Below are 22,323 nucleotides of genomic sequence, written 5' to 3'. Positions count from 1 at the left end.
TGTTTCCTAAATTTTGAGGCCTTTCGAAGTCAGAGCCTTCTCCGAAAAACCTAGGATTATGTCTACTGCTATCGCCAAAATCGTTACAGGAATGGCTCCTGCAATTATCATTGGACCCCTTGTCATACGAAGGCCAGTAAAGATGATCTCTCCCAGACCACCCGCTCCAATTGATGCGGCAATCGCAGCAGTACCAATATTTATCGTCGCCGAACTCCTAATTCCAGATAACATTGTCGGAACCGTTACAGGCATTTCTACCTTCCACAATATCTGCCTGTTAGTCATTCCCATTCCCTTAGCCGCCTCTTTCATCATCATCGAGACATTCATCAAGCCGGATGCAGTATTGAAGACTACCGGTACTAGACTATAAAGGAAGAGAGCAACTACGGCTGGAGCGGCTCCAATTCCCATGAACAGGAAAACAAGAGCGATCACTGCGATACTGGGAACGGCCTGAGTTGCTCCGGTGATCGACAGAACCAGTTTGCCCGCTTTTCTGTGCCCTGGCCTGGTAACAAAAATCGCAATTGCAACCCCTGCCACTACTGCCATGCTCCAGGAAGTAAGGAAGATGAAAATGTGCTCAAGAAGCCTTTCCATAATGTAGCCAGAATTCTCGAACATATATTCTAAGACTTCCATGATCTCACTCCTCATCAGACGACTCATAAGAGCCTACTAGGTTTACAAGATCCTTGAACCTCAAGATTCCAAGTAGCCTCTCCTTATCGTCGACGACCGGCAGTGAGGAAAGCCCGGTATTCATGATCAATGACATCGCCTCCATCAAATTCGAAAGAGGTTGTATGGTCTCGATAGATCTCAAGTACTTCTTTAGGGGCTCTTCATCAGACGCCTTGCTTAGCTGTTTCAACATAACATACCCCTTGAGTCTTTTGCTTCCATCAACAACGTAGGCGAATTTTTTTCCCTCGTTAACGAGAAAATCCTTTGCCTTTTTTACCTTGCAATCACCTGTGTCTTCGATCCACTTTCCGCCAGGAACGTAAGTCTCCCTTACTCGCACGAGTTCAAGACCCTTCAACGCCCTATCTGCGCCAAGAAGATCTTCAACAAACTCATTAGCCGGTTCCTGAACCACCGTCATTGTATCGGCATATTGCACCAGTTTTCCGTCGTCTAGAATCGCTATCTTGTCACCCAGCTTGATTGCTTCCCTGATATCGTGAGTTACGAAGATAATTGTCTTCTCTATCTTCGACTGAATTTCGAGAAACCCGTCCTGAAGCTTTTCACGGTTAATCGGATCTATTGCTCCGAAAGGTTCGTCCATAAGAACTATTTTTGGATCGGAAGCTAGACCTCTTGCTACTCCTACTCTTTGACGTTGTCCTCCCGAAAGTTGGGCTGGGTATTTCTCTGCATAGTCGGAAGGTTCGAGGTTTACAAGGTCCAGCAATTCAAAAACATGTTTCTTGATTCTTGATTCATCCCACTTCATCAATCTTGGAGTGACAGCAATATTATCGAAAACTGTCATGTGAGGAAAAAGACCAATCTCTTGGATTACGTATCCGATGCTTCTTCTCAGTCTAATCGGATCGATTTCATCAAGCGATGTCCCGTCAACGACAATTTCTCCATCGGTTTTCTCAATTAACCTATTTATCATCTTCAAAGTGGTTGTCTTCCCACAGCCGGAGGGACCTATTAGTATTGTCAACTTCTTGTCCTCAAAGGTAATACTGAGGTTGTCGACTGCTTTGAATCCTTCTTCGTATTCTTTAACGACATTTTTGAATTCTATAGACATCTATGTTCCACCTCACTTTTCCCTCTCGATTTTCAGTCCTCTGGGAGTGATGATCTCTTCTAGAGCGAGCAAACCATAGTTTGTTCCTATTCCCAGTATGGAAACTATCAGAGCTCCCAGAAGAACCATATTGAAATTTGACCTGCCTAGCCCTGAGAAGATGAAGTACCCAAGTCCTCTTGCGCCGATAAGGTACGCGATAGTGGCTACACTTACACCCATAACAGCAGCGTTTCTTACGCCTGCCATTATAATCGGTATAGTGAGCGGAAGTCTTACCCTGAAGAGGATCTGCCAGTTGGTCATCCCCATTCCTCTGGCTGCTTCAATCATTCTGGGATCCACTGAATTCACAGCGACAACCGTGTTCCTTATTACGGGAAGAAATGAGTAAATTACTAAAGCAATCACAGCTGGCGTAACACCTATTCCAGCCTTAAGTGGCGCTAAGAGGACTACCATATAACCGAACAGCGCAAGACTGGGAATTGTCATAAGAATTCCGGCTCCATATAGGGCAATAGAAGAAGCCCTTTTGCTCCTCGAAACCACAATCCCGATGGGAACACCAATCCCAATCGCGATCGGGATAGCTATAGCAATTATCTTTATGTGATTGAGTAACTCAATAAGAACCAAATCGTAATTCCGTCCCAGATACTCAAAGAAACCCATAAATCTCTCCTTCCATAATCGGCCAAAAAAATGGAGTACGGTTAAGACCCTTTCTTATGAACGAGTATTAAGTTTCTGACTAAAGATTTTTCTTTGCTCAAGTAGATAGAGATGGTTGTGTCAAGATCCTAACCAGAATTATTCAAACACAAGACTACCATAACTAGTATACTATACCACATACTGGAAAGCTATTTCTCACAACGCAAGGTTGGTTCGTGAAGATTGACTTAACTTAAGAACTTGATTTGAAGACAATTATAATTTGCGACAACCACTTATTGAAGTTCACTGCCGCTTAACATTATTCTTAAACAAGAAGGTCATTTGACTGATAATAATTACCGTTATCAAACCTATCGACATTAGACCTACGCTCTTCAAAGAGGGCCATAACTGGAGAAAATACCCTCCCAATAGCGGTCCGACACCGAAAATAATACCTACCATAGACTCGTGAATGCCTCCCTGCTTACCATGATCGTCTTCCTTCGAGGTAAGGCCGTAGAAGATTGCAAATATGTAGGGAACCGCATAGGTTGCACCTGAAAACAGAGTGGCAAGGAAGAACGTGACTGGACTCTCTGGAAGGAAAAATGTGGCAACGGCCGCTCCAAAGACAGTTATCATGGTAATGAAGGATAATTCAGGACTACCAACCCAAAAACGAAAGAGGCTCAGGAAGACAAAAGAAAGGAAGACCCCGACGTTTGCACCTACTGTCAAGAAACCCACATTCTGGAGCTGTATGCCTGTTGAAGATATTAGCTTAGGGAAAAGTGCCATTCCACTTGTATAGATTATACCTGCGAGCAAGAAAGTAAATCTGTAAACTTTTCTGTACTCCTCTAGCCTTGGGAGATCAATCTCACTGAATGACGAACTGAATGTTTCGGCAAAAGAACCGGGAAGGGATTCGCCGTGTCTTTTGAGATGTGATCTCACATGTATGCTACCGAGTCCACAGAGAGCAATTCCGTAAGAAAAGATAGCTGCCGGGAACCTCTGGATAAGAAATGGCCCAAAAGCCATTCCAACAATGTTACCTGCACTCCACGAGAGGACAAAACGAACAACGGTCGAAGCCGAATCAATTCCAATACTCTTTTCCGACTTCGAAAGCAACCCTTCTAGTGACGGGAAAAAGAATCCAAAAAAGAGATTCACCCCAATGGCTGCTATCACTATATCTACAGGTCGGCTCCAGAAGAAACCAAGAAAAAGAGCGATTGTCATGATAAACATGCCAATTGACAAACTTCGCTTAAAACCGGTTCTGTCTCCCATTCTTCCGAATACCAGGGCAGAGATTACGTAAAAAACACAGCCAATGAAGTTGATCAAACCAATTACCATATATGACAGACCCCATTCGGCCGCTTTAGTGTTGATCGATGAATTTAGTAAGTAAAGTAGTATTGAGAACGAAAACGCGTAGAAGTTGAATACATGAAAGTACTTTTTCATTTACTCCCGCCTCTCAAAGATGGTACCCCGGAAATTGAAAACATTCGAGACAATTCTACCTTAAGAGGGTAGAACTCCACATACAGCCGATGAAAATAATCTCCGAACCGAAATGAAATTCTGTCTGTTCTTGTTCATGAGTTCAAGAACTGATTATTCCAAACTAGATCCTGAACCTCTGCTTTCATTCTTCTGAATTCAACAAAAAAGGGAGGCCATAGGCCTCCCTACTCAATGCTTTGTTTATTGTTGCTCAGCAACTTTCAAGAGAATTTCCTGCTCTGCCCATGCCAGCCCTTCTTCCACGGTTCTCTTCTGGTTGATTACATCTCCTACCATTGTTCCAAGAATGTTTCTTACGTCATCCCAAAGAGCAACATTAGGATCGACCGAACCGTAAGGGATCTGACTAATAGGAACCATTACAGTCGGGTTCTGTTCCTCGTAGGCCTTCCATTGAGGGGTTGTCAAAGCAATTTCGGTAACAGGCATATATCCTGTCTTAACCGACCAATAAGCCTGTATTTCCGGGCTTATGAGATACTTCATGAATTTCCAAGCAGCAGCCTTCTGTTCAGGAGAAATCCCTTTGAACATCACTACATCTGTTCCGGCAAAAGGAGGAGCCTGGACTTTCCACATTGGAACGGGAGCCCATGCCCAGCCGTGCTTTCCTCTGGAACCTGAATCAACGTAAGAAGCCGACGCAATAGTCTCTACAAACATTGCTATCTGGCCGTCCCCGAATGGTGCGTCCAGGTAACCACCCTGGAAAAGGGCGACGTTGTAGGTATGAGCCATATCGTACATCAACTGAAGAGCCTCTTTTGCTTCAGGAGAATTGATAGTTACTTCAACCGAGCCATCGGGCTTTATATCGATTGCTTCTCCACCATTGGCTCTCAGGAATATCATGAAATGATCGATCGTGGTTCTGAAACCAAAGCCATATTGATCAATCTGACCGTCGTTGTTCTTGTCCTCAGTAAGCATCATCGCTGCAAACAGAAGATCGTCCATTGTCTTAGGAACCTCAAGCCCATATTGCTCAAAGAGGTCAGTGTTGTAATAAAGGACGTAAGTACTTTTGTTGAAAGGAAGGGCATATACTGTATCACCCCAGGTGACCATTTTCTTGAAAGGATTCCAAATGGCATCCCATTCCTCATCCGTCAAGCCAACTTCGGGATCGGAAATCAAGGAATTCAGTTCTTGAACAGCATCTCGAGGTATAAGTCTGGCAGTCCAGTTCCCGTAAGCCTGAGAAAGAGCAGGTAATGTCTTGCTTTCCGCACTTACCAGGAGTTTCTGCTGCAAAGCACTGTAGTTACCAACATAGATTGCCTTCACCAAGATATCAGGGTTGGCCTCGTTGAAGGATGCTACAATTTCATTGACTGTTGTTCCCTGCGCGCCGCCCATCGCGTGCCAGAATTCGATCTCCGTCACAGCAAAGGTAAAAACAGCAAAAGATACAATCAACAAAGCGAGAATCAGTCTCTTGCGCATTTCCCTACCTCCTTATAAAGGATTTCTAAGTAACCAAATTATACCACTATGCCCCACTCAAAAAGAATCGATCTCAGTTTCTCGAAAGTCTCTTCACTACTGCCTAATGTAGTAACTACAGCATCTACAGACTCTTTTATCGAATCGAGGTATTGCTGTGAGGCCAGAATCGATTCTGCACGTGATTTGCTCATTCCTCTCTTCATAAGTCTCTCGATCGCTATCTCGTTCGGGCATTCAAACCATATGATTTTGTCGCAATACTCAGCGAGTCCAATTTCATGGATAAGAGCTCCGTCAAAGATATAGTGATCTGAAAAATCCCTACCGACGATCTCCAGGGCTTTTCGCTTTATCACAGGATGGACTATCTTATTCAGCTTTGTAAGAAGATCGGAGTTTTCGAAGACTATTCTGGACAGCTTCTTTCTATCAACGTTACCGCACGTCAAAATGCCTCTCCCAAAGGAGTTGACCAGGCTTTCTTGTTCTTCTCTCAGCGCGTCGTGTCCGAGCTTATCGAGAGAGATTAACTCCATTTTTGATTTGGCCAGACGCTCTGCAGCCGTTGACTTGCCACTCCCCGCTTTTCCCACAAGACCAACAATCATTACAGAAGCTTTTCTCCCGACTCGATAACATTCAGCACGACTCTTGACAACTCACTGCTTGCATTCTTCAGCTCTTTCTTCTCTTCAGGGCTTATCACAATGATGTCTGCCTCGATTTCCTCCATTTCTCCAATCTTCTTCAAAAGATCCTCAGATTCCATCGAAACTATCACAAAGGTAGGTATTGGTTCTCCCGAAGTGTAGAAGACTTCCTCAACTGAAAAACCCTCAAGAACTCTTAATAGCTCTGACTTCATAGTTCAAACCTCCATGAGGTTTTCTCCTCATATCTATCCCTTATTTCCTCGTAACCCTTTCTTCCCATAAGAGCGTATGTAAGTTTCTTTCCCAGTTCCACTCCTGGCTGGTCATATGGATTTACTTTCAGCAAAAACCCCATGATAGCCGTCTGTATCTCATAAGATATAATAAACTCGCCTACATGAACTTCGTCTATCTGAGGGAAGATAATCGTCATGTTCGGCACACCGTTTGCAACGAGAGCAATAGAAGTTGCCCTGAGTTCTGCATTTAAAAGCTCCCCAACCCCGATTCCATTAAGATACGATAGAGCTTCGATATCGGAATGGATGAAAGGTATTGTAAGTTGATTCACGAAGTCTTCAACCTTCACCAGTGTAACAACCTTATCTTTTGGCCCCTCATTATAAAGCTGAACTTGAGAGTGCTGGTCGATCGCACCCAAAGATTTCACAGGGGTTTGACCAGTATGGACAATTCTTCCGGAAAGATCGAATTTCTTTCCCAAAGATTCTGCCCACAATTGCCTGTACCAATCAGCGAGAGTGTATAACCTATTTGAATAAGGCATCATTACTGAGATATTGTGCCCCTTTTTCAAGTACGCGTAATGAATAAGAGCACAGACAGCGGCTGGGTTTGATTTCAAATCATCCCTCAGATACCTTTCCTTGCCAAACCGTGCACCCTCGTAGATTTGCTCAATATCTATTCCCTCAGCGACTGCAGAAAGCAATCCAACGGGGGTAAGAACGCTGAAACGCCCACCTACATCATCTGGAATCGTCAGAGATCTTATCCCTTCATTGTCTGCGATTTGTCTTAAAACACCATTATCCTTGTCTGTCGTAAATATGAAATGCTCTTTGACAGGAAGGTCTAGTTTTTCAAGTAAACCCCTGACAACCAGATAGTTGGCCATACTTTCGGCAGTTGTTCCCGACTTTGATATTACGTTGAACACCGTGTGAGCAAGATCAAGTTCTCCAAGAACAGAGGCTATCAGGTCTGGATCTACGTTGTCCAGAAGGAAAATCCGAGCCTTTCCTCCCCTTTTTTCATTACTAAGAGAGTTCCAGTTGATTGGTTTGAGCGAGGAATGAAGGGCTTGATTTCCCAAGGCCGATCCTCCTATTCCTATGACGACAAAGTTCTCGAACCTCTGAAGCCAAGACTTGAGAGCCCCAACTTCTTCAAGGATCTCGTCATCGTCAAGAATCCTAAGAAAACCAGGAAGTGGCTGAAAAACCTTTTCAAAGTTGGCAGATAAAGCTTTCCCAATATCAAATATCTCATCAAAGGACAACCCGCTCTCAAGAGTTTCCTTAAACGCAAATGAGAAGTCATATTTAAGCATTCTTCAAACCTCCACTAGTAAGTAATAAGAGTCTCCACACTGTACCTGGATAGCCTCTTTCTAGGTTCAAGAAATCCAAGTTCTGCCAGGCAAAGAATTTCAACGACTTCTCCTCCGCTTTCTTCGATCATTTCAGCAATCGCCTGCATGGTTCCACCTGTGGCCAGGATATCGTCTACAATAAGAACTCTGTCTCCTCTGTTGATTGCATCTACGTGCATTTGAAGAGTGGCTCTACCATACTCTAATTCATACTCGATTTCCTTTGTTTTATATGGAAGCTTCCCCGGTTTTCTAACCGGTACAAGGGCCTTTCCTATCTCAAAAGCAAGAGGAGCCGCAAAAATGAAACCTCTTGCTTCCGGAGCCACCATTATATTGAAATCAACTTTCATCGCTTTTTCCGACAACCTCAATATACACTCTCTAAAAGCCAACGGATCCTTTAACAATGGAGTGACGTCTTTGAAAACTACACCTTCCTTAGGAAAGTTTGGAACATCACGGACAAAGGATTCTAGATCCATCTAATCTCCTCCTCATAAGGCTCCTTGAACATGGGTTATTTTAACACAGGAATCAGCCCATTTCTCTAGGTGCATGTTATAATGCATGTGTGAAATAAATAACATTCTTTCCTCAAAGGAGGTGCATGGTTTGTCTCTTGTTAATTGCCCGGAATGCCAGCAGCTCTATAAAGAGCTTGACGAGTACATAGACTCGGTGAAAGGCAACACGGGGGTATTAATTAATGTACTCCACAAAGCACAGGAGATCTTCGGGTACTTGTCCGAAGAACTCCAGCAACACGTGTCAGAGAAACTAGATATTCCTTTGAGTCAGGTATATGGAGTCGTTACTTTTTATAACTTCTTCAGCATGAAACCAAAGGGGAAAAATCAAATAAAAGTCTGCCTGGGAACTGCCTGCTATGTTAAGGGTGCAGATAAAATTCTCGAAAGACTTCAAGACGAACTGAATGTTGAAATGAACGAACCAACCTCCGATGGGCTTTTTTCGATTCATGCTGTCAGATGTCTGGGTGCTTGCAGTATGGCCCCGGTTGTCTTGATTGGCGAAGATGATTACTACGGAAGAGTCAGCCCAGACGAGGTTTCCAAGATTCTGGACAAATACAGGAGGGCCGAGTAATGGCGAAGATTAAGAGCCTTGAGGAACTTATGAAAATCAAAGAGAACGCAATGAAGGGCCTTAAGATGCGTAACTCAGGCAAAAGAGGAAAAGTGATAGTGGCAATGGGTACGTGTGGAATTGCTGCGGGTGCAAAGGATACGCTTAGGGCAATAGTTGATTCACTTGAAGAAAAGGGAATCGACGATGTCTCCGTCGTTCAGTCAGGTTGTTTTGGTCTCTGCGATGCTGAACCAACAATAGAGGTTCATCTTGAAGGATCCGATCCAATAATATATGGACATGTTACCCCGGCTCAGGCAAAGAGAGTGGTCGAACAACACATAGTCGGGGGAAAAGTTGTCGGAGATCTTATAGTGAAAAGAGGAGAACTATAACGAAGAGGTGATTACGGGTGCCCGCGGTTGAAAACACGGTGCTGATCTGTGCTGGAGGGGCCTGCATTTCGGCAGGCGAGAAGAGTGTCAAAGGCATTTTTGAGGAAACCCTGAGAAAGTATTCGCTAGATAACGTTGTCAGAGTTGTAGAAACTGGATGCATGGGCGCTTGCGACCTCGGCCCAATGCTTGTGATTTACCCTGAAGGTGTCTTCTATCAGAAGATCACTCCAGAAAACGCGTCTCGAATCGTAGAAGAGCATATTCTAAAGGGTAGAGTAGTTGAAGATCTACTTTACAGAGGAGATGCGGGGGATCTAAGAGAGAGACCTCAGGAGGAACTGCCCTTTTTCACAGAGCAGGTGAGAATTGCGACCAGAAACCTGGGAGTAATCGATCCTCTTTCCATAGATGAGTACATTGCTAGAGATGGCTACTTCGCGCTGCATAAAGTCCTTTTTGAAATTGGTATTGACGATGTAATCGAAATACTCAGGAAGAGTGAACTTAAGGGCAGGGGTGGAGCAGGATTTCCAACCTGGATGAAGTGGGACTTCACTAAAAAGGCGGAAGGTGACACAAAATACGTTATTTGTAACGCGGATGAAGGTGACCCTGGCGCATTCATGGATAGAGCGGTCCTTGAGGGTGACCCCCACTCGATAGTTGAAGCTATGACTATTGCTGCACGAGTTGTTGGTGCTCAGAAGGGTTTCGTGTATGTACGAGCTGAATATCCGCTGGCAATCGAAAGGCTTACTCACGCTATGAAAATGGCTAGAGAATATGGTTTCCTGGGCGAAAACATTCTTGGTACTGACTTTTCATTCGACCTCGAGATCAGAATCGGAGCAGGCGCATTTGTTTGCGGCGAGGAAACTGCACTGATCAATTCGATTGAAGGGAAGAGGGGAATACCAAGAGTTAAACCTCCCTTTCCCGCAAATAAAGGACTCTGGCAAAAACCTACCCTTCTGAACAACGTAGAGACTTTTGCCAATATACCACCCATAATCAATAATGGCGGCGAATGGTTCAGCCAGTTTGGGGTAGAAGGGTCGAGAGGAACCAAGGTCTTCGCCCTTGCCGGGAATGTTAAAAACACGGGCCTGGTCGAAGTACCTATGGGAATCACTTTGAGAAAGCTGATATTCGAAATAGGCGGGGGCGTGCCCGGTGGGAAGAAACTGAAAGCAATCCAGACCGGAGGACCAAGCGGAGGATGCATTCCTTTAGAACTGATCGATACCCCAATAACATACGACAACATGAAGAAACTGGGAACTATAATCGGTTCCGGTGGAATGATTGTAATGGATGAAGACAGCTGTATGGTCGATGTTGCAAAATACTTCCTTGAGTTCACGGTCGAAGAGTCATGCGGTCAGTGTACGCCTTGTCGAGATGGAACGAGAAGGATGCTTGAAATCCTTGAAAGAATTACTAGTGGGGAAGGTACTATGGAAGATCTCCAACTTCTGAAAGATCTTGGCGAGAACATCATGGCAACTTCTCTTTGTGGACTTGGCCAGACGGCTCCACAGCCGGTAATATCGACGATGCGTTATTTCTGGAACGAATACGAAGCACATGTGAAGGACGGAAGATGCCCCGCCAAGAAGTGCAAATCTCTGACACGTGTAGTGATAGACAAAGAAAAATGCGTGGGTTGTACCGCTTGCTCAAGAGTTTGCCCTGTGGAAGCGATAAGCGGTTCGGTAAGAAAACCCCATGAAATAGATCCGGAAATCTGCACTAGATGCGGTAGTTGTCTTGCAGTCTGCAGATTTGGAGCGATCAGCAAAGTATCTCCGTGAACTTTTTGGAACCCTCTTCATCGGGGGTTTCTTTGCTACTTCGAAGAGGATTGAAGGGAGGAACTTATATGTCTGCTGAAGATGTCCGTTTGACTGTAACAAGAATCTATGAAGATATAAGTGGTCAGAGCCTTGAGAAGGGAGACGTACTAATAAATACTCTTCACGCAATTCAAGATCATTACGGCAACTTTATTCCAATCGAAGCGGCAGAAGTGTTGAAGGAATTGACTGGGACACCTCTTTCCAGGATTTATGAGGTTCTTACATTTTACACGATGTTCTCAACTCACAAGAGAGGCAAGTACGTCGTCAGGGTTTGCAAGAGCCTTCCCTGCCATGTAACAGGTGGACAGGCGGTGATAGATTCTTTGAAAAATACGCTTGAGATAGGCTTCGGTGAGACTACTGAAGATGGCTTGTTTACGCTGGAAGAAACTAGTTGTCTCGGTCTCTGCGGAGTCTCCCCCGTTATGATGATAAATGATGAGGCATATGGAAACCTTACCCCAAAAAGAGTCTCCGAAATAATACGCGAGATCGTCTCAAGGGAAAGGAGTGAGTAATCATGAGCAAACCAATCACGGTTCTCGTATCTATAGATTCGAACAGCTTGCTCCTAGGTGCCAGGCACTTAAAGAACTATCTCAATACTCTGGTCGAGAATTACAACCTGAGTTCCATGGTAGAGATTCTTGAAACTGGCTCTTTCGGTGAGTATGGAAGAGGGGTTCTCTTTCTTGTACTCCCCGATGATGTAATGTATTCTGCAAAGTCCGAAGTAGACATTGAGAAAATTGTCCTGGAACACCTTCTAAAGGGTCGAAAAGTAAGAGATCTGGTCGTTGCGGATTTCGATTCTGGAGGAAGTGTTGAAGCTACCAAATCAACGAGTGAAGTGAGAATCGTCCTGAGAAACGCCGGTTCTATCGATCCGCGAAATCTTGAAGAGTACATTGCGCTAGATGGATATCAGGGCCTCGCAAAGGCATTGAGAATGACTCCTGAGGAAGTCATAGAAGAGCTGAAGAAGAGCAACCTCAGAGGAAGAGGAGGGGCCGGCTTTCCAACGGGACTGAAATGGGAGTTTACTCAGAAAGTCAGATCCGATGAGAAGTTCGTGATCTGTAACGCTGACGAAGGCGAACCGGGGACATTTAAGGATCGGTTAATCATGGAGGGTGATCCCCATTCAGTTATAGAAGGCATGGTTATTGCTGGATACGCTGTAGGTGCAAGTAAGGGATACATATATATCAGGGGAGAATACTTCGAATCTGTATCTAGTCTAAGGGACGCGATAAGCAAGGCGTATGAATACGGGCTTTTGGGACAGTCAGTTCTCGGAACAGAGTTTTCATTCGATCTTTCTGTCAGACTGGGTGCAGGAGCATACGTTTGTGGCGAAGAGACTGCTCTTATAGAGTCTATAGAAGGCAAGTCGGGAAGACCTAGGCTGAAACCCCCTTATCCTCCTGTAAGTGGCCTATACGATAAGCCAACAGTAGTCAATAATGTCGAGACTTTTGCCTGTGTTCCACCAATAATAGATAAGGGAGCAGGTTGGTTCCGGTCGATAGGGACACAATCATCACCGGGAACAAAGGTATTTTCTTTGTGCGGGGATCTTGTTAAGAGAGGAATAGTTGAAGTGCCCATGGGAACTTCCGTGAGAGATCTTGTTCACAAATTTGGGGGAGGCATCCCCAAGGGCAGAACCCTAAAAATGGTACAAACAGGCGGCGCTGCGGGAACCTTCATTAAACCAGAAGAGATGGATGCTGAGCTGGATTTTGATTCCTTCAAGAAATCTGGTGCATCCCTGGGATCCGGAGTAATCCTCGCGATCGATGAAACTCATTGCGCAGTTGATATCGCAAAGAATCTCATGGAATTCTTCGCTCACGAATCCTGCGGAAAGTGTTCTCCTTGCAGGGAAGGAACCCGTGTAATCGTGTACATTCTTGATGAGTTCTCAAAGGGAAGAGGAACTGTGGAGATGTTCAACCAGTTATATGACATATCTGAGACAATGGAAGAATCATCTTTCTGCGGCCTCGGCCAGTCTGTCCCAATTCCATTGCGATCTATACTCGACAGGTTTAAGGACGAGTTTCTCTCTCATCTAAACTCTCCGGGATGTCCGGTTGGTGTTTGTGAGTTCGATAAACCCGAGAAGAAAAAGAGGTAGAGTCAATAATCAAGAGGCCGGGGCAACCCGGCTTTTTCTCTGCTATAATTGCCGCGAGGTGGAATATGGACAAGGGTAAGAAAATTGACATGATCGTGCTTTCGATTCTCCTTGCATCGATCATCATTTTTTCATTGATACTTACTTCCCTTAGCGCAAAGAATAGACTTGACAGAGTTGCAGCTCTCTCCGTGCTTTATAATGCAGGCCTTGGAGCCGATTATAAGTCCATTCTTGAAAGCCCATCTTACCAGTACGATGACCGTGTGGTTGAAGCATACAGATATTTCACTGACAAGAGCGGCTCACTGAATTATAGATTGAGCAGTTCAGTAAAGATGCACAATGTTTCGGAGAACGATCTTTTCGTTTGCAACCAAACAATATCAGATCTTTCACAGCAAAATGCAAAGAGGAAATGTCCCTACTTAGAAACTAAGATAGCTTCGTTAATTGAGTCCAGCAGTTTACTTTCTGACAGATCCGCAATTTTTAAGAATCGCCTATCAGAGGAGATTTACAATGCCTTAATGGAATTTGCAAATGTGAAAGTTGATATTATAGTTGGAGGCGAAATTAAGACTCTAGATTTGTCTAGACTGGACCCGGAAGTTGTACTATCAATCATGGTAGTTGAATCCTCTTTGAATCCCTTTGCTTTGATGGAAGAAAGAAGTATTGATGAATCATTTTCTGACTATGTGCATTCAAGGGGGCTGATGCAAATCTACGAGATGACGCTTTGGACTTTGAATTCTTGGTTGAAGCAATCCAGGATAAATATTAAACCCCAAGAGCTCTGGTCCATCAGAAACAACATTTTCCTTGGAATGGTCTATCTTGCTTATGCCAATGAATTCCTGGAGGAGAAAAGATGAAAGACTGGCAAAGAGATTCTATCGTCTATCAGATATTCCCAGATAGATTCAAGATTGGCTATGGAAAGAACGTATTTCAAAAACGCGAACAAGGTCATTATCAGCTTCCAAAGCAAGACGTTAGAGATTGGGGAGAAAAACCCGTTGCTTCCGTAGACGGTAGTCATCAATATGATTTCTGGGGAGGTGATCTTGCGGGAATAACCGAAGAGCTAGATTACATAAGAGACCTTGGCGCGAACACTCTTTATTTGAATCCAATATTCTGGGGACACACGAATCATAAGTATGACACTGTTGATTATTTTAAGATAGATCCTGACTTTGGTACGGAAGAAGAATTCCTTCTACTTGTCGAGACTGCTCATTCGAAGGGGCTCAGTATAATACTGGACGGAGTTTTCAATCACGTTGGAGCTTCGGGAAAATGGGCCAACTCTCTTGAGCTATTCGAGGAACCAGGTGCCCTCCAGGGAAATGAGGAATTCAGAAAGTACTTCTTCGAAGGAAAAAAGGGTTTAAGAGGCTGGATGGACTCATGTAATCTTCTTGAACTCAATCTTGAGAATCCGATCCTTTCAAACATGGTTTTTAGAGGCACTGACTCAGTTGTAGCTCACTGGCTTAAGAAGGGCATAGATGGCTGGAGGTTAGATGTTGCCTATGATCTTGGACCACGAATCTTGAAAGAAATAGTTGCGACCACCAAATCGGTCAGAAGTGACGCGGTTGTTATCGGGGAAATCTGGAACTATCCCGGTGGTTGGCCCGAGCAATCGCATCTGGACGGGCTGATGAATTACTACTTTCGACTGGTAATCTGGGAGGCTCTCAACGGTTATCTTTCCGGACATGACGCACTGAAAATCATCGATGAGGCTATTAAAGAGGCCGGCTTGACTTTCATTTCTAATTCCTGGACTATTCTCTCTTCACACGACGTACCCAGGCTTAAGAACGAGCTCGGATCCTTCCAGAGGGTAAAAGCAGCGCTTGTTCTTCAGTATTGTCTTCCCGGGATTCCCTTGATCTATTATGGCGAGGAAATAGAAATGGATGGAGGCAATGATCCTGAGAACAGGGCTCCGATGGATTGGCAAAGTGTTTCGAAGGAAACAGAGACGCGGATCCTTTATAAGAAGCTGAACGCAATTCGAGAAACAAAAGCATCACTTCGAGCGGGTAATTTCAAACCCTTGATTTCTTCCGATAGTTCACTCATATCCTTCAAGAGAACTGGCGAAATTGTGGAAGATATGGTTCTTTGCGTAGTCAACCCTACTGCAAACAACATAAAATCGAGAGTTTTTTTGCAGGAGGGTTTCCTTATGAACGGGACAGAAATGAAGGATCTGTTGACTGGAAGAGCATTTAAAGTGTCGTTCGGAACGGTATCTGTTGATCTCGGACCGTTTGAGGCGCTGATTATGGAGCCTTTGATTATCAGATCAGATCTTCATTATTCACCGTATAAAAGATTATGAAAGAGACTGATAGAAGATCCCTAGGTCTTGTTATTCTGGCAACAACGGCAGTGATTTGGGGTGGATCATATATTTTTACCAAGGTGGCCGTCAGTTCACTGCCTCCAATGCTGCTAGCTTTTCTTCGTTTTGCAATTGCAGTCGTTATTCTGTTTCCCATATCCTTAAATAAGAGGGGTTCTTTCAATACCGTAGATCACAAGAATGCGGCTTTAGCAGGTCTCTCAGGAATCACATTTTATTTTTTCTTCGAAAATTATGGTTTGACAATGACGAATGCCGCTGATGCTTCTTTGATTGTATCCACGGCTCCCATACTCACAATACTTCTTTATGACCTAATAAGAAAAAAGTACGATCTTTTTGAATACTTGGGGGGTCTCGTAGCTTTCTCGGGACTCTCAGTGATTATTTATTCGGGAAGATTTGCCGATGGCTCTAGCGTAACAGGAAATCTCTTCTCTTTCGGTGCAGCAGTCTCCTGGACGGCATACACTTACTTTTATGAGAAGATTCACAACAGCTCGATATGGACAACTCTAGAAATAATGCTCTGGGGACTTCTCTTTTCCGCGCCCTTTGCTCTTTCAGAAATCCTTCTTTTCAAAAGACCCGTCGTCTTTTCTTTCGGTGCGGTCTCAGGCATTTTGTTCTTAGGGATTTTTGCATCGGCTCTGGGATACATAATGTGGAACAAGGGAATAGATCTTTGGGGAGGAAAGGCGGCTACTCTATGGGTCTACACAATCCCCGTTTTCACCGTAATCGCCGACATTGTTTTTCTCGGGAATTCACCTTCCATGTTGTTTTTTTACAGGCTCTGCACTGGTCGGAGCAGGAATGTTATTGGTTATAGGAAGGGAATACAGGCGGCTAGTTTCACACGACAACACTAACCGATAACTGTCTCAACCGACTGCAGTTCGACAGGGATTACTCTTGAAAGACCGTCTGTCATTGTCACTCCATGAAGAACATTTGCAACCTCCATAACAAGTTTGTTATGGGTAACAACAAGAAACTGCGTGTCGGCGGCATGTTTCCTAAGCAACACTCTGAACCTTTCGGCATTGAAATCATCCAGTGGAGCGTCAACTTCATCTAAAACGTAAAAAGGACTGGGTTTTATACTCAGTAACGAGAAAACAAGGGCTATTCCAACAAGTGCCTTTTCCCCACCGGATAGGAGTTGAAGCTTCTGAATCTTTCTTCCAGGTCTCCTGACTGTGATCTCCAAACCGGTCTCAAGTAAGTCTTCACCAGGGATTATCTTTATCTCGCCTTCTCCTCCGTCGAAAATCTCCTCAATGTACCGATTGAAGTTCTCGTTCACACTGTTGAAGGTTTCCATGAAGATATTCTTCGCCTTAGCATCTGTCTTATCAATCAGTTCGATAAGTTTTACTTTAGCTTCTTCTAGATCCTTCCTCTGCTCATCGAGTTCTTGATACTCCCTATCTACGACACCATACTCATCAATAGCCTCAAGATCAACGCTTCCAAGAAACTTTAGTTTGTTCTCGTAATCGTCAAGTTCCACCTTGATGTCTTGAAGTTTCTCTTCGGAAAGAATCTCGACCTCTTCTTCGACTTCATCTAATTCTTCTCTCACTCTTGACAGTTTCATCTCGCTCTCTTGAATGTGCATCTCAAGTTTGTGAGATTTGTCCCGAAGTTTTTCTCTCTCCGCTTTCATTTCATTTATCTCTTCTTCGGCCTCTTGAAGGGCAGAAAGCCTTTGCTCTTTCCCTTCCCTTTGATTTCTTATGCTCGAAAAGAGGTTTTCCGTTTCTTTCTTGACTGAGGTTAGCTCTCTTTCCTGATCCGCCACCTGTCTTCTCAGCCGTTCCGTCTCCGATTCGACTTCTGAGACTTCTCGAGAAAGAAGATCGATGTTCTCCTGATCAGCTTTGCTCTTTTGAATTAAGGAACTGTGTTCCTTTGTGTACTGTTCCTGCTTCTCGTATAGAGTGGATAGCCTAAGCCTGGTATCGACAATCTTTTCTTGAAGCTGTTCAAGGGCTTTCTTCTGTTTCTTAAGCTCTTCAGATTCCTCTTCAACTTTGCGTTGTAGTTCAGAGCGCTCTTCTTTGAGAGCAGATTGTTCTCCAACAAGAACTTCCTTCTTTCTAGAATTTTCTTCCATCCTTCTAGTATATTCGTTTTCAAGTTTCTGAAGCTCTGCTATCTCTTCCTCAACTTCCTGAGCAGATTTCAGCAATTCCGCTATCATTCTGTTTATTGCCGCCCCCTTTGAAGCCAATTCATTGAGCTCTTCTTGCAGCGCCTTCAGATATCCACGGACCTCTGTCATCTCGTCCCTAAGTCTTTCAATCTGCTTATTACCGAGCTGTATTTGCTTCTCCAGTTCGTCTTCTCTTTCAACAAGTTCTTGGATCCGTCTCTTCCTGGAGAGTAGATCGGTTCGAGTTTCTTCGCCAATAAACCCTCCGGTAATGGATCCACCGCTACTCAACAACTGGCCATCGACGGATACAATTCTACCAATGAAACCTTCTGATCTCCTCATTTCAATCGCATCATCAAGGGTTCTTGCTACAATTGAGTTTCCGAAAAGGTAAACCGGTAGTTTCTCGAAACCATCCGGGATTTCTACAAGCCTGGCAGCGTAGTTGATGAAGCCTGGATGCGACTCAACCCTTGAGAAATTTCTGAAACTGCCCTCAATCATGTCAATGGGAAGCAAGGTTACCCGACCTATCTTATACGATTTGAGGAATTCGATTATTCTCTTTGCGGTTATTGAGTCGTCAACCACTATATCCTGCATACGGTATCCTAGAAGAACTGTTATAGCGGTTTCAAAGGATTCTGGTACCTGTATGATGTTTGCAACAACATCTCTGAGTCCCGCAAAGCTCTCCTTTCTCGAGAAAACTTCTCTGACTGCTTTGGAGAATCCCTGATATTCTTCTTGCTGCCTTTGGAGTAAGCCCCTTTCCATTTGAGATCTTCTAAACTCGCTTTCATTGCTTGAAAGACGATCCCTAGTTTTCTCTAATTCTGCATCCAGCTCAACGAGTCTTTCTTTCGAGGCGCTTACTTCCGCTTCAACTTTTCGTTGTTTATCTGAACTTTCCTTGCCCTGTTTTGCTAGAGACTCGGTTTCTTCCTTGAGGGTTTCGAACCTATCTCTTTTCGTTTCCAGTTGGTTTTCGATTAGGCGCAATCTCTTACTTGTGTCTTCCCTGCTATTTTCAAGTCTCTCGAGCTCATTCTCAATCTTTGAAAGCCTCTTCGAAATAGACTCAAAGGTCTCTTGATGCTTGAGCCATTCTCGTTCTCTCGCGCTGTAATTTTTTAAAAGGGAGTCCCGTTCCTCTTCAGACAAAGAGAGGGCAGTTTCTTCATCTGAAACCTGTTGCTCGAGGCTCTCGATAATTAACTTAATCTCATCCTTTCTCTTATCGAGTTCCTCGATTTCCGATCTGAAATTGTCAATCCGGGTTGAGATTTCTATCAATCTATTCTCTTTTTCGTTCAGTCTTCTTGAGTACATCTCTTTGAGCTCCAACAAGTCGTTTTGCCGTTTCTTATACTCTTCGAGAAGTTTTGTGAACCCTTCGATTTCTTTGTCAACTTCTGAGAACTCTGCCCTTAAAGCAGACCACTTAGACTCGCCTTCAATTAACTTCTTCTGAAGATCTTTTAACTCGTTACGAACCTCTCCTAGATCTCCATTAAGAGTCCCAAGTTTCTCCTCTTCGAGTCTTGCGATATTGCCGAAGAAGAGATTCTTCAGCTCCTTCTGTTTCGCAGAATATTCAACGAACTTCTCAGCCCTTTTTGCTTTTAGATAAAGAGACTTACGTTGTTTGCCAAGCTCAAAAATTATGTCTTCAAGTCTGCTTAGATTTTCTTCCGTTGCCGCCAACTTTCCCAGCGCTTCTTTCTTCCTCTCTTTGTACACCGCAGTACCGGCAGCCTCTTCAATGAGAGCCCTCAGCTCGTATGGCGAGGCCGTCACTACCTTATCGACCTGTCCCTGCCCAACTATAGAGTATATATCCATTCCAACACCGGTTCCCTGGAATAGCTCCTTTATATCCTTCAGTCTGGACTGTTTGTCATTGACTTTGTAAGACGACTGTCCATCTCTAGATATCTCCCGCGCAATTGAAAAGATTCCTTCCTCTGATTCGAATACAAGTTTGACTTCAGCGGAGTTTGAAGGTGGAAATCTCTCTGAACCGTTGAAGATGACATCTTCCCTGCTGTCGGCCCTGATGTTTTTCATAGACTGCTCGCCAAATATCCATCTTATCGCGTCAACAACATTCGATTTTCCACTGCCATTGGGTCCGACTACCGCAGTCATGCCCGATGAGACCTCGAATCTAGTTGGCATGGCGAAGCTCTTGAATCCTTTTATGTAAACTGAATTAAGCCTCAGCATAAACTCCCTCCAGAACCCTTTCTTTGATCCGTCTCATATAAAGAGAAACATCGATTTCCTCACCATCGTGAGCGAAGTCTATAAGAATCCCCTCCTTACGGGCTTCCTCGACAATTCCCTTCTTATGACCTGTGAAAAATGGTTTGAATTTATTATGAAGTCTTAGCTCGTTTCTCTTCATTTCCCCGGAAAATGCCCTGACGATTTCAAGGAAAAGTCTATCACGCACGAGTTCTCCAATCGCAGGGTGAAATGGACCGGCCACCACGTTGTCTATCTGCTTTCCATACAGACAGATACCAATCCTGTTTATCTTCACATTCGATGTCGAGAGCAGAAGGTACATTTTCCAGAGAATCTCAATAGACTCCTGGAGGTCAAGAGGCGAAAATCTACGAAGTTTGTATTCATTCTCAAGAAGAGAACCCTTCAAAATCACCAGAGGATGAAGCCTAACGGAAGAGGCACCTACTCTGATAGCCTCTCTGGTCGAGTGAATGTCCTTACTCTCTGAGTCTTCGGGTAGCCCGGTCATCAAGTGAATGCCAAATTTGATTCCGTTGCTATTCAACAAGTGAGTTGCTTTATAAACATCGCTGGTGTTGTGGTCTCTGTTAGATTTCTCCAGAACAGTATCATCAAAAGACTGGACTCCAAGCTCGATAAAGTTTACCGGATACGGTTTCAAATACTCTACTAACCTCTCGGATATGAGCCCCGGAGAGGTGGAGAATCTGATCCCCTTTATCTGACCTGCTTTGAAGAACTCAGTTGCAACCTCCAGGTACTCCTGCTGATTACCAAACCCGGTAAATGTGCCACCATAAAATGCAAGCTCCACATCCTCTGGATGTCTAAAGAATGAAAGATACTTCTCTACAGTGGAAATGATCTCTTTCTCATCGGGAACTCCAGTGACTCCAGTGGCGGAGTATTCATTACAGAATATGCATCGCGTTCTGCAACCCTCATGTGGAACGAAAATTGGAATAATATTCATACTAGTATTATAAACCGATTGAGCACTATTTAACAAAGATACTTCAACAAATCTTAAACGAAATGCTTTCTGTGTTACTTTGCAGATGGTAGAATGAATCATTCAGGAGGAAGGAATATGGAAAGATTGATTTTAGTTTCATACAGTATAGCACTTTCTAATAATAACTGGCCGGGATCGGTCAGTTAATCTTTGCGTTTCAACAAAAAAGATTAGAAGGCCGATGGATAACCATCGGCCTTAATTTTTGAAGGGGTGAGAAAATGGAAAGCATCGGGAGACTCAGTTCTAGAGTGTTGGAGCACCTTAGTGATCCGGTTGTGAAGTCGGCAGTTAAAGTAAAATCTGCAATTCTGGGAGAAGCAAGCAGTTTTCTTAGGGGAAAGAACTTTGTCGAGCTACTTCCTACTATTGTATCTCCGATCACCGATCCACTTAATCACGAAGTTCACACCACAAGGTTCACTTACTACGATCAGGAGTATCGCCTTACGCAGTCAATGATATTTCACAAGCAACTAGCGTGTAAATCATTCGAAAGGATCTTCATTGTTTCTCCGAATGTAAGACTTGAAACATCGGAAAAGGCACTTTCAGGAAGACATCTCTTTGAGTTCAGTCAAATTGATCTTGAAATCCGGAACGCAAAGAGAGAGCAAATAATGTCTCTCATCGAAGACCTCATAATTACAGTAATGCTTTCAGTAAAGAGAAATTGCAGCGAAGAAATGGATTTTCTTTCCTCGGATCCTTCGATTCCTTCAAAACCCTTTGCTACGGTGAAATTCATGGACGCTTATGAACAGTATGGAAAAGACTTTGAAACGATACTATCCGCCAGTTTTAGCGAGCCGTTTTGGTTAATTGATTTCCCAATATGGGAGAGGGAATTCTATGACTTGTTGTCGGAAGATAAGAGAACACTCAAGGATATGGATCTAATACTTCCTCATGGATTTGGTGAAACTCTGTCCGGAGGAGAACGAGAATGGGAGCATCAGAGAATCCTTGAAAGAATGGGTTTCAAAGGCAACGACCCTGAAGAACTCTCATGGTACATGGATATCGCAGAAGGGGGAGAGCTTGTTCCGACTGCAGGTTGTGGAATTGGTGTCGAAAGACTGACAAGATATGTCTGTTCTCTAGACAACGTTTCAAGAACAAGACTCTTTCCCAAGGTCCCAGGACAGAGCTGGATATAAAAAACTCCCCCAACAGGGGGAGTTCTGGCTCCAGCGGAGGGACTCGAACCCCCAACCGTCCGGTTAACAGCCGGATGCTCTGCCATTGAGCCACGCTGGAACACAATGATTATTTTAACCCGAATCAAACGTTATTTCAAGTAGT

The 22,323-nt window shown here is 44.0% G+C and carries 20 protein-coding genes and 1 tRNA gene; 9 read left to right on the top strand and 12 right to left on the bottom strand.

The features are described 5' to 3' along the window. Nucleotides 1-6 precede the first annotated feature (6 nt). The 9 genes from V513_RS04915 to V513_RS04875 all read right to left on the bottom strand — a co-directional run bounded on the left by V513_RS04915 (nucleotide 7) and on the right by V513_RS04875 (nucleotide 8,187). Entirely contained in the window at nucleotides 7-648 is a 642-nt protein-coding gene (locus V513_RS04915; RefSeq protein ID WP_014730313.1) for an ABC transporter permease, read from the bottom strand. Nucleotides 649-652: 4 nt separating this feature from the next. Continuing rightward, complete coding sequence (locus tag V513_RS04910; RefSeq protein ID WP_099771911.1) at nucleotides 653-1,780, bottom strand: betaine/proline/choline family ABC transporter ATP-binding protein; 1,128 nt, start codon at nucleotides 1,778-1,780, stop codon at nucleotides 653-655. Between the two features lie 12 nt (nucleotides 1,781-1,792). Further along, nucleotides 1,793-2,455, bottom strand: a complete 663-nt coding sequence (locus tag V513_RS04905) for an ABC transporter permease (RefSeq protein WP_014730311.1) — start codon at nucleotides 2,453-2,455, stop codon at nucleotides 1,793-1,795. A gap of 288 nt (nucleotides 2,456-2,743) precedes the next feature. Continuing rightward, nucleotides 2,744-3,922: an MFS transporter gene (locus tag V513_RS04900; RefSeq protein ID WP_014730310.1), complete on the bottom strand. Its 1,179-nt coding sequence runs from the start codon at nucleotides 3,920-3,922 to the stop codon at nucleotides 2,744-2,746. A 243-nt stretch (nucleotides 3,923-4,165) separates the two neighbouring features. Beyond that, on the bottom strand, nucleotides 4,166-5,431 hold the full coding sequence (locus V513_RS04895) for an ABC transporter substrate-binding protein (protein ID WP_014730309.1): 1,266 nt from the start codon (nucleotides 5,429-5,431) through the stop codon (nucleotides 4,166-4,168). Between the two features lie 38 nt (nucleotides 5,432-5,469). Then, nucleotides 5,470-6,042, bottom strand: coding sequence for a dephospho-CoA kinase (coaE, locus tag V513_RS04890; RefSeq protein WP_099771910.1), 573 nt, complete (start codon nucleotides 6,040-6,042; stop codon nucleotides 5,470-5,472). Next, nucleotides 6,042-6,299 (bottom strand): hypothetical protein, encoded by a 258-nt coding sequence (locus tag V513_RS04885; RefSeq protein ID WP_006492079.1) that lies wholly within the window; start codon nucleotides 6,297-6,299, stop codon nucleotides 6,042-6,044. The genes coaE and V513_RS04885 overlap by 1 nt, the downstream gene beginning before the upstream one ends. Next, entirely contained in the window at nucleotides 6,296-7,660 is a 1,365-nt protein-coding gene (locus V513_RS04880) for a glucose-6-phosphate isomerase (RefSeq protein WP_099771909.1), read from the bottom strand. The genes V513_RS04885 and V513_RS04880 overlap by 4 nt, the downstream gene beginning before the upstream one ends. Nucleotides 7,661-7,674: 14 nt before the next feature. Further along, a complete protein-coding gene (locus V513_RS04875; RefSeq protein ID WP_014730306.1) occupies nucleotides 7,675-8,187 on the bottom strand; it encodes an adenine phosphoribosyltransferase in 513 nt (170 codons plus the stop codon). 130 nt (nucleotides 8,188-8,317) lie between these two features. On the opposite strand from V513_RS04875, the gene V513_RS04870 reads away from it, so the two are divergent. From V513_RS04870 to V513_RS04835, 8 genes are all read left to right on the top strand, one after another. Further along, the gene (locus V513_RS04870; RefSeq protein ID WP_014730305.1) at nucleotides 8,318-8,812 is read left to right on the top strand and encodes an NADH-quinone oxidoreductase subunit NuoE family protein; all 495 of its coding nucleotides are present in this window, start codon (nucleotides 8,318-8,320) and stop codon (nucleotides 8,810-8,812) included. Next, a complete protein-coding gene (locus tag V513_RS04865) occupies nucleotides 8,812-9,189 on the top strand; it encodes a (2Fe-2S) ferredoxin domain-containing protein (protein WP_014730304.1) in 378 nt (125 codons plus the stop codon). Before V513_RS04870 ends, V513_RS04865 begins: the two co-directional genes overlap by 1 nt. 17 nt (nucleotides 9,190-9,206) lie before the next feature. Next, nucleotides 9,207-11,006 carry an NADH-quinone oxidoreductase subunit NuoF gene (nuoF, locus tag V513_RS04860; protein ID WP_014730303.1) on the top strand — a complete coding sequence of 600 codons (1,800 nt, stop codon included), beginning with the start codon at nucleotides 9,207-9,209 and terminating at the stop codon, nucleotides 11,004-11,006. A gap of 68 nt (nucleotides 11,007-11,074) precedes the next feature. Then, nucleotides 11,075-11,572 (top strand): NADH-quinone oxidoreductase subunit NuoE family protein, encoded by a 498-nt coding sequence (locus V513_RS04855; RefSeq protein WP_014730302.1) that lies wholly within the window; start codon nucleotides 11,075-11,077, stop codon nucleotides 11,570-11,572. A gap of 2 nt (nucleotides 11,573-11,574) precedes the next feature. Continuing rightward, nucleotides 11,575-13,197: an NADH-quinone oxidoreductase subunit NuoF gene (gene nuoF / locus V513_RS04850; RefSeq protein WP_099771908.1), complete on the top strand. Its 1,623-nt coding sequence runs from the start codon at nucleotides 11,575-11,577 to the stop codon at nucleotides 13,195-13,197. Nucleotides 13,198-13,262: 65 nt separating this feature from the next. Then, complete coding sequence (locus V513_RS04845) at nucleotides 13,263-14,075, top strand: transglycosylase SLT domain-containing protein (protein WP_014730300.1); 813 nt, start codon at nucleotides 13,263-13,265, stop codon at nucleotides 14,073-14,075. Beyond that, nucleotides 14,072-15,559, top strand: a complete 1,488-nt coding sequence (gene aglB / locus V513_RS04840) for a cyclomaltodextrinase (RefSeq protein ID WP_099771907.1) — start codon at nucleotides 14,072-14,074, stop codon at nucleotides 15,557-15,559. The genes V513_RS04845 and aglB overlap by 4 nt, the downstream gene beginning before the upstream one ends. Then, nucleotides 15,556-16,455: a DMT family transporter gene (locus V513_RS04835; RefSeq protein WP_257211950.1), complete on the top strand. Its 900-nt coding sequence runs from the start codon at nucleotides 15,556-15,558 to the stop codon at nucleotides 16,453-16,455. The genes aglB and V513_RS04835 overlap by 4 nt, the downstream gene beginning before the upstream one ends. On the opposite strand, the gene smc is transcribed toward V513_RS04835, so the two are convergent. Beyond that, nucleotides 16,452-19,976, bottom strand: a complete 3,525-nt coding sequence (smc, locus tag V513_RS04830) for a chromosome segregation protein SMC (protein ID WP_099771906.1) — start codon at nucleotides 19,974-19,976, stop codon at nucleotides 16,452-16,454. The two genes, V513_RS04835 and smc, sit on opposite strands and share 4 nt — an antisense overlap. Continuing rightward, nucleotides 19,963-20,976 (bottom strand): elongator complex protein 3, encoded by a 1,014-nt coding sequence (locus tag V513_RS04825; RefSeq protein ID WP_257211949.1) that lies wholly within the window; start codon nucleotides 20,974-20,976, stop codon nucleotides 19,963-19,965. Before V513_RS04825 ends, smc begins: the two co-directional genes overlap by 14 nt. Before the next feature lie 263 nt (nucleotides 20,977-21,239). Between V513_RS04825 and V513_RS04820 the strand changes: the two genes are divergently transcribed. After that, nucleotides 21,240-22,178 (top strand): asparagine synthetase A, encoded by a 939-nt coding sequence (locus tag V513_RS04820; protein ID WP_014730295.1) that lies wholly within the window; start codon nucleotides 21,240-21,242, stop codon nucleotides 22,176-22,178. A gap of 25 nt (nucleotides 22,179-22,203) precedes the next feature. Here V513_RS04820 and V513_RS04815 read toward each other — a convergent pair. Continuing rightward, nucleotides 22,204-22,278: transfer RNA gene (locus V513_RS04815), tRNA-Asn, on the bottom strand. Between the last annotated feature and the right edge of the window lie 45 nt (nucleotides 22,279-22,323).

This window comes from Mesotoga sp. H07.pep.5.3 (assembly GCF_002752615.1).
In the GTDB taxonomy this organism is placed as follows: Bacteria; Thermotogota; Thermotogae; order Petrotogales; family Kosmotogaceae; genus Mesotoga; species Mesotoga prima.
This window is presented reverse-complemented; position numbering and strand designations above follow the sequence as displayed.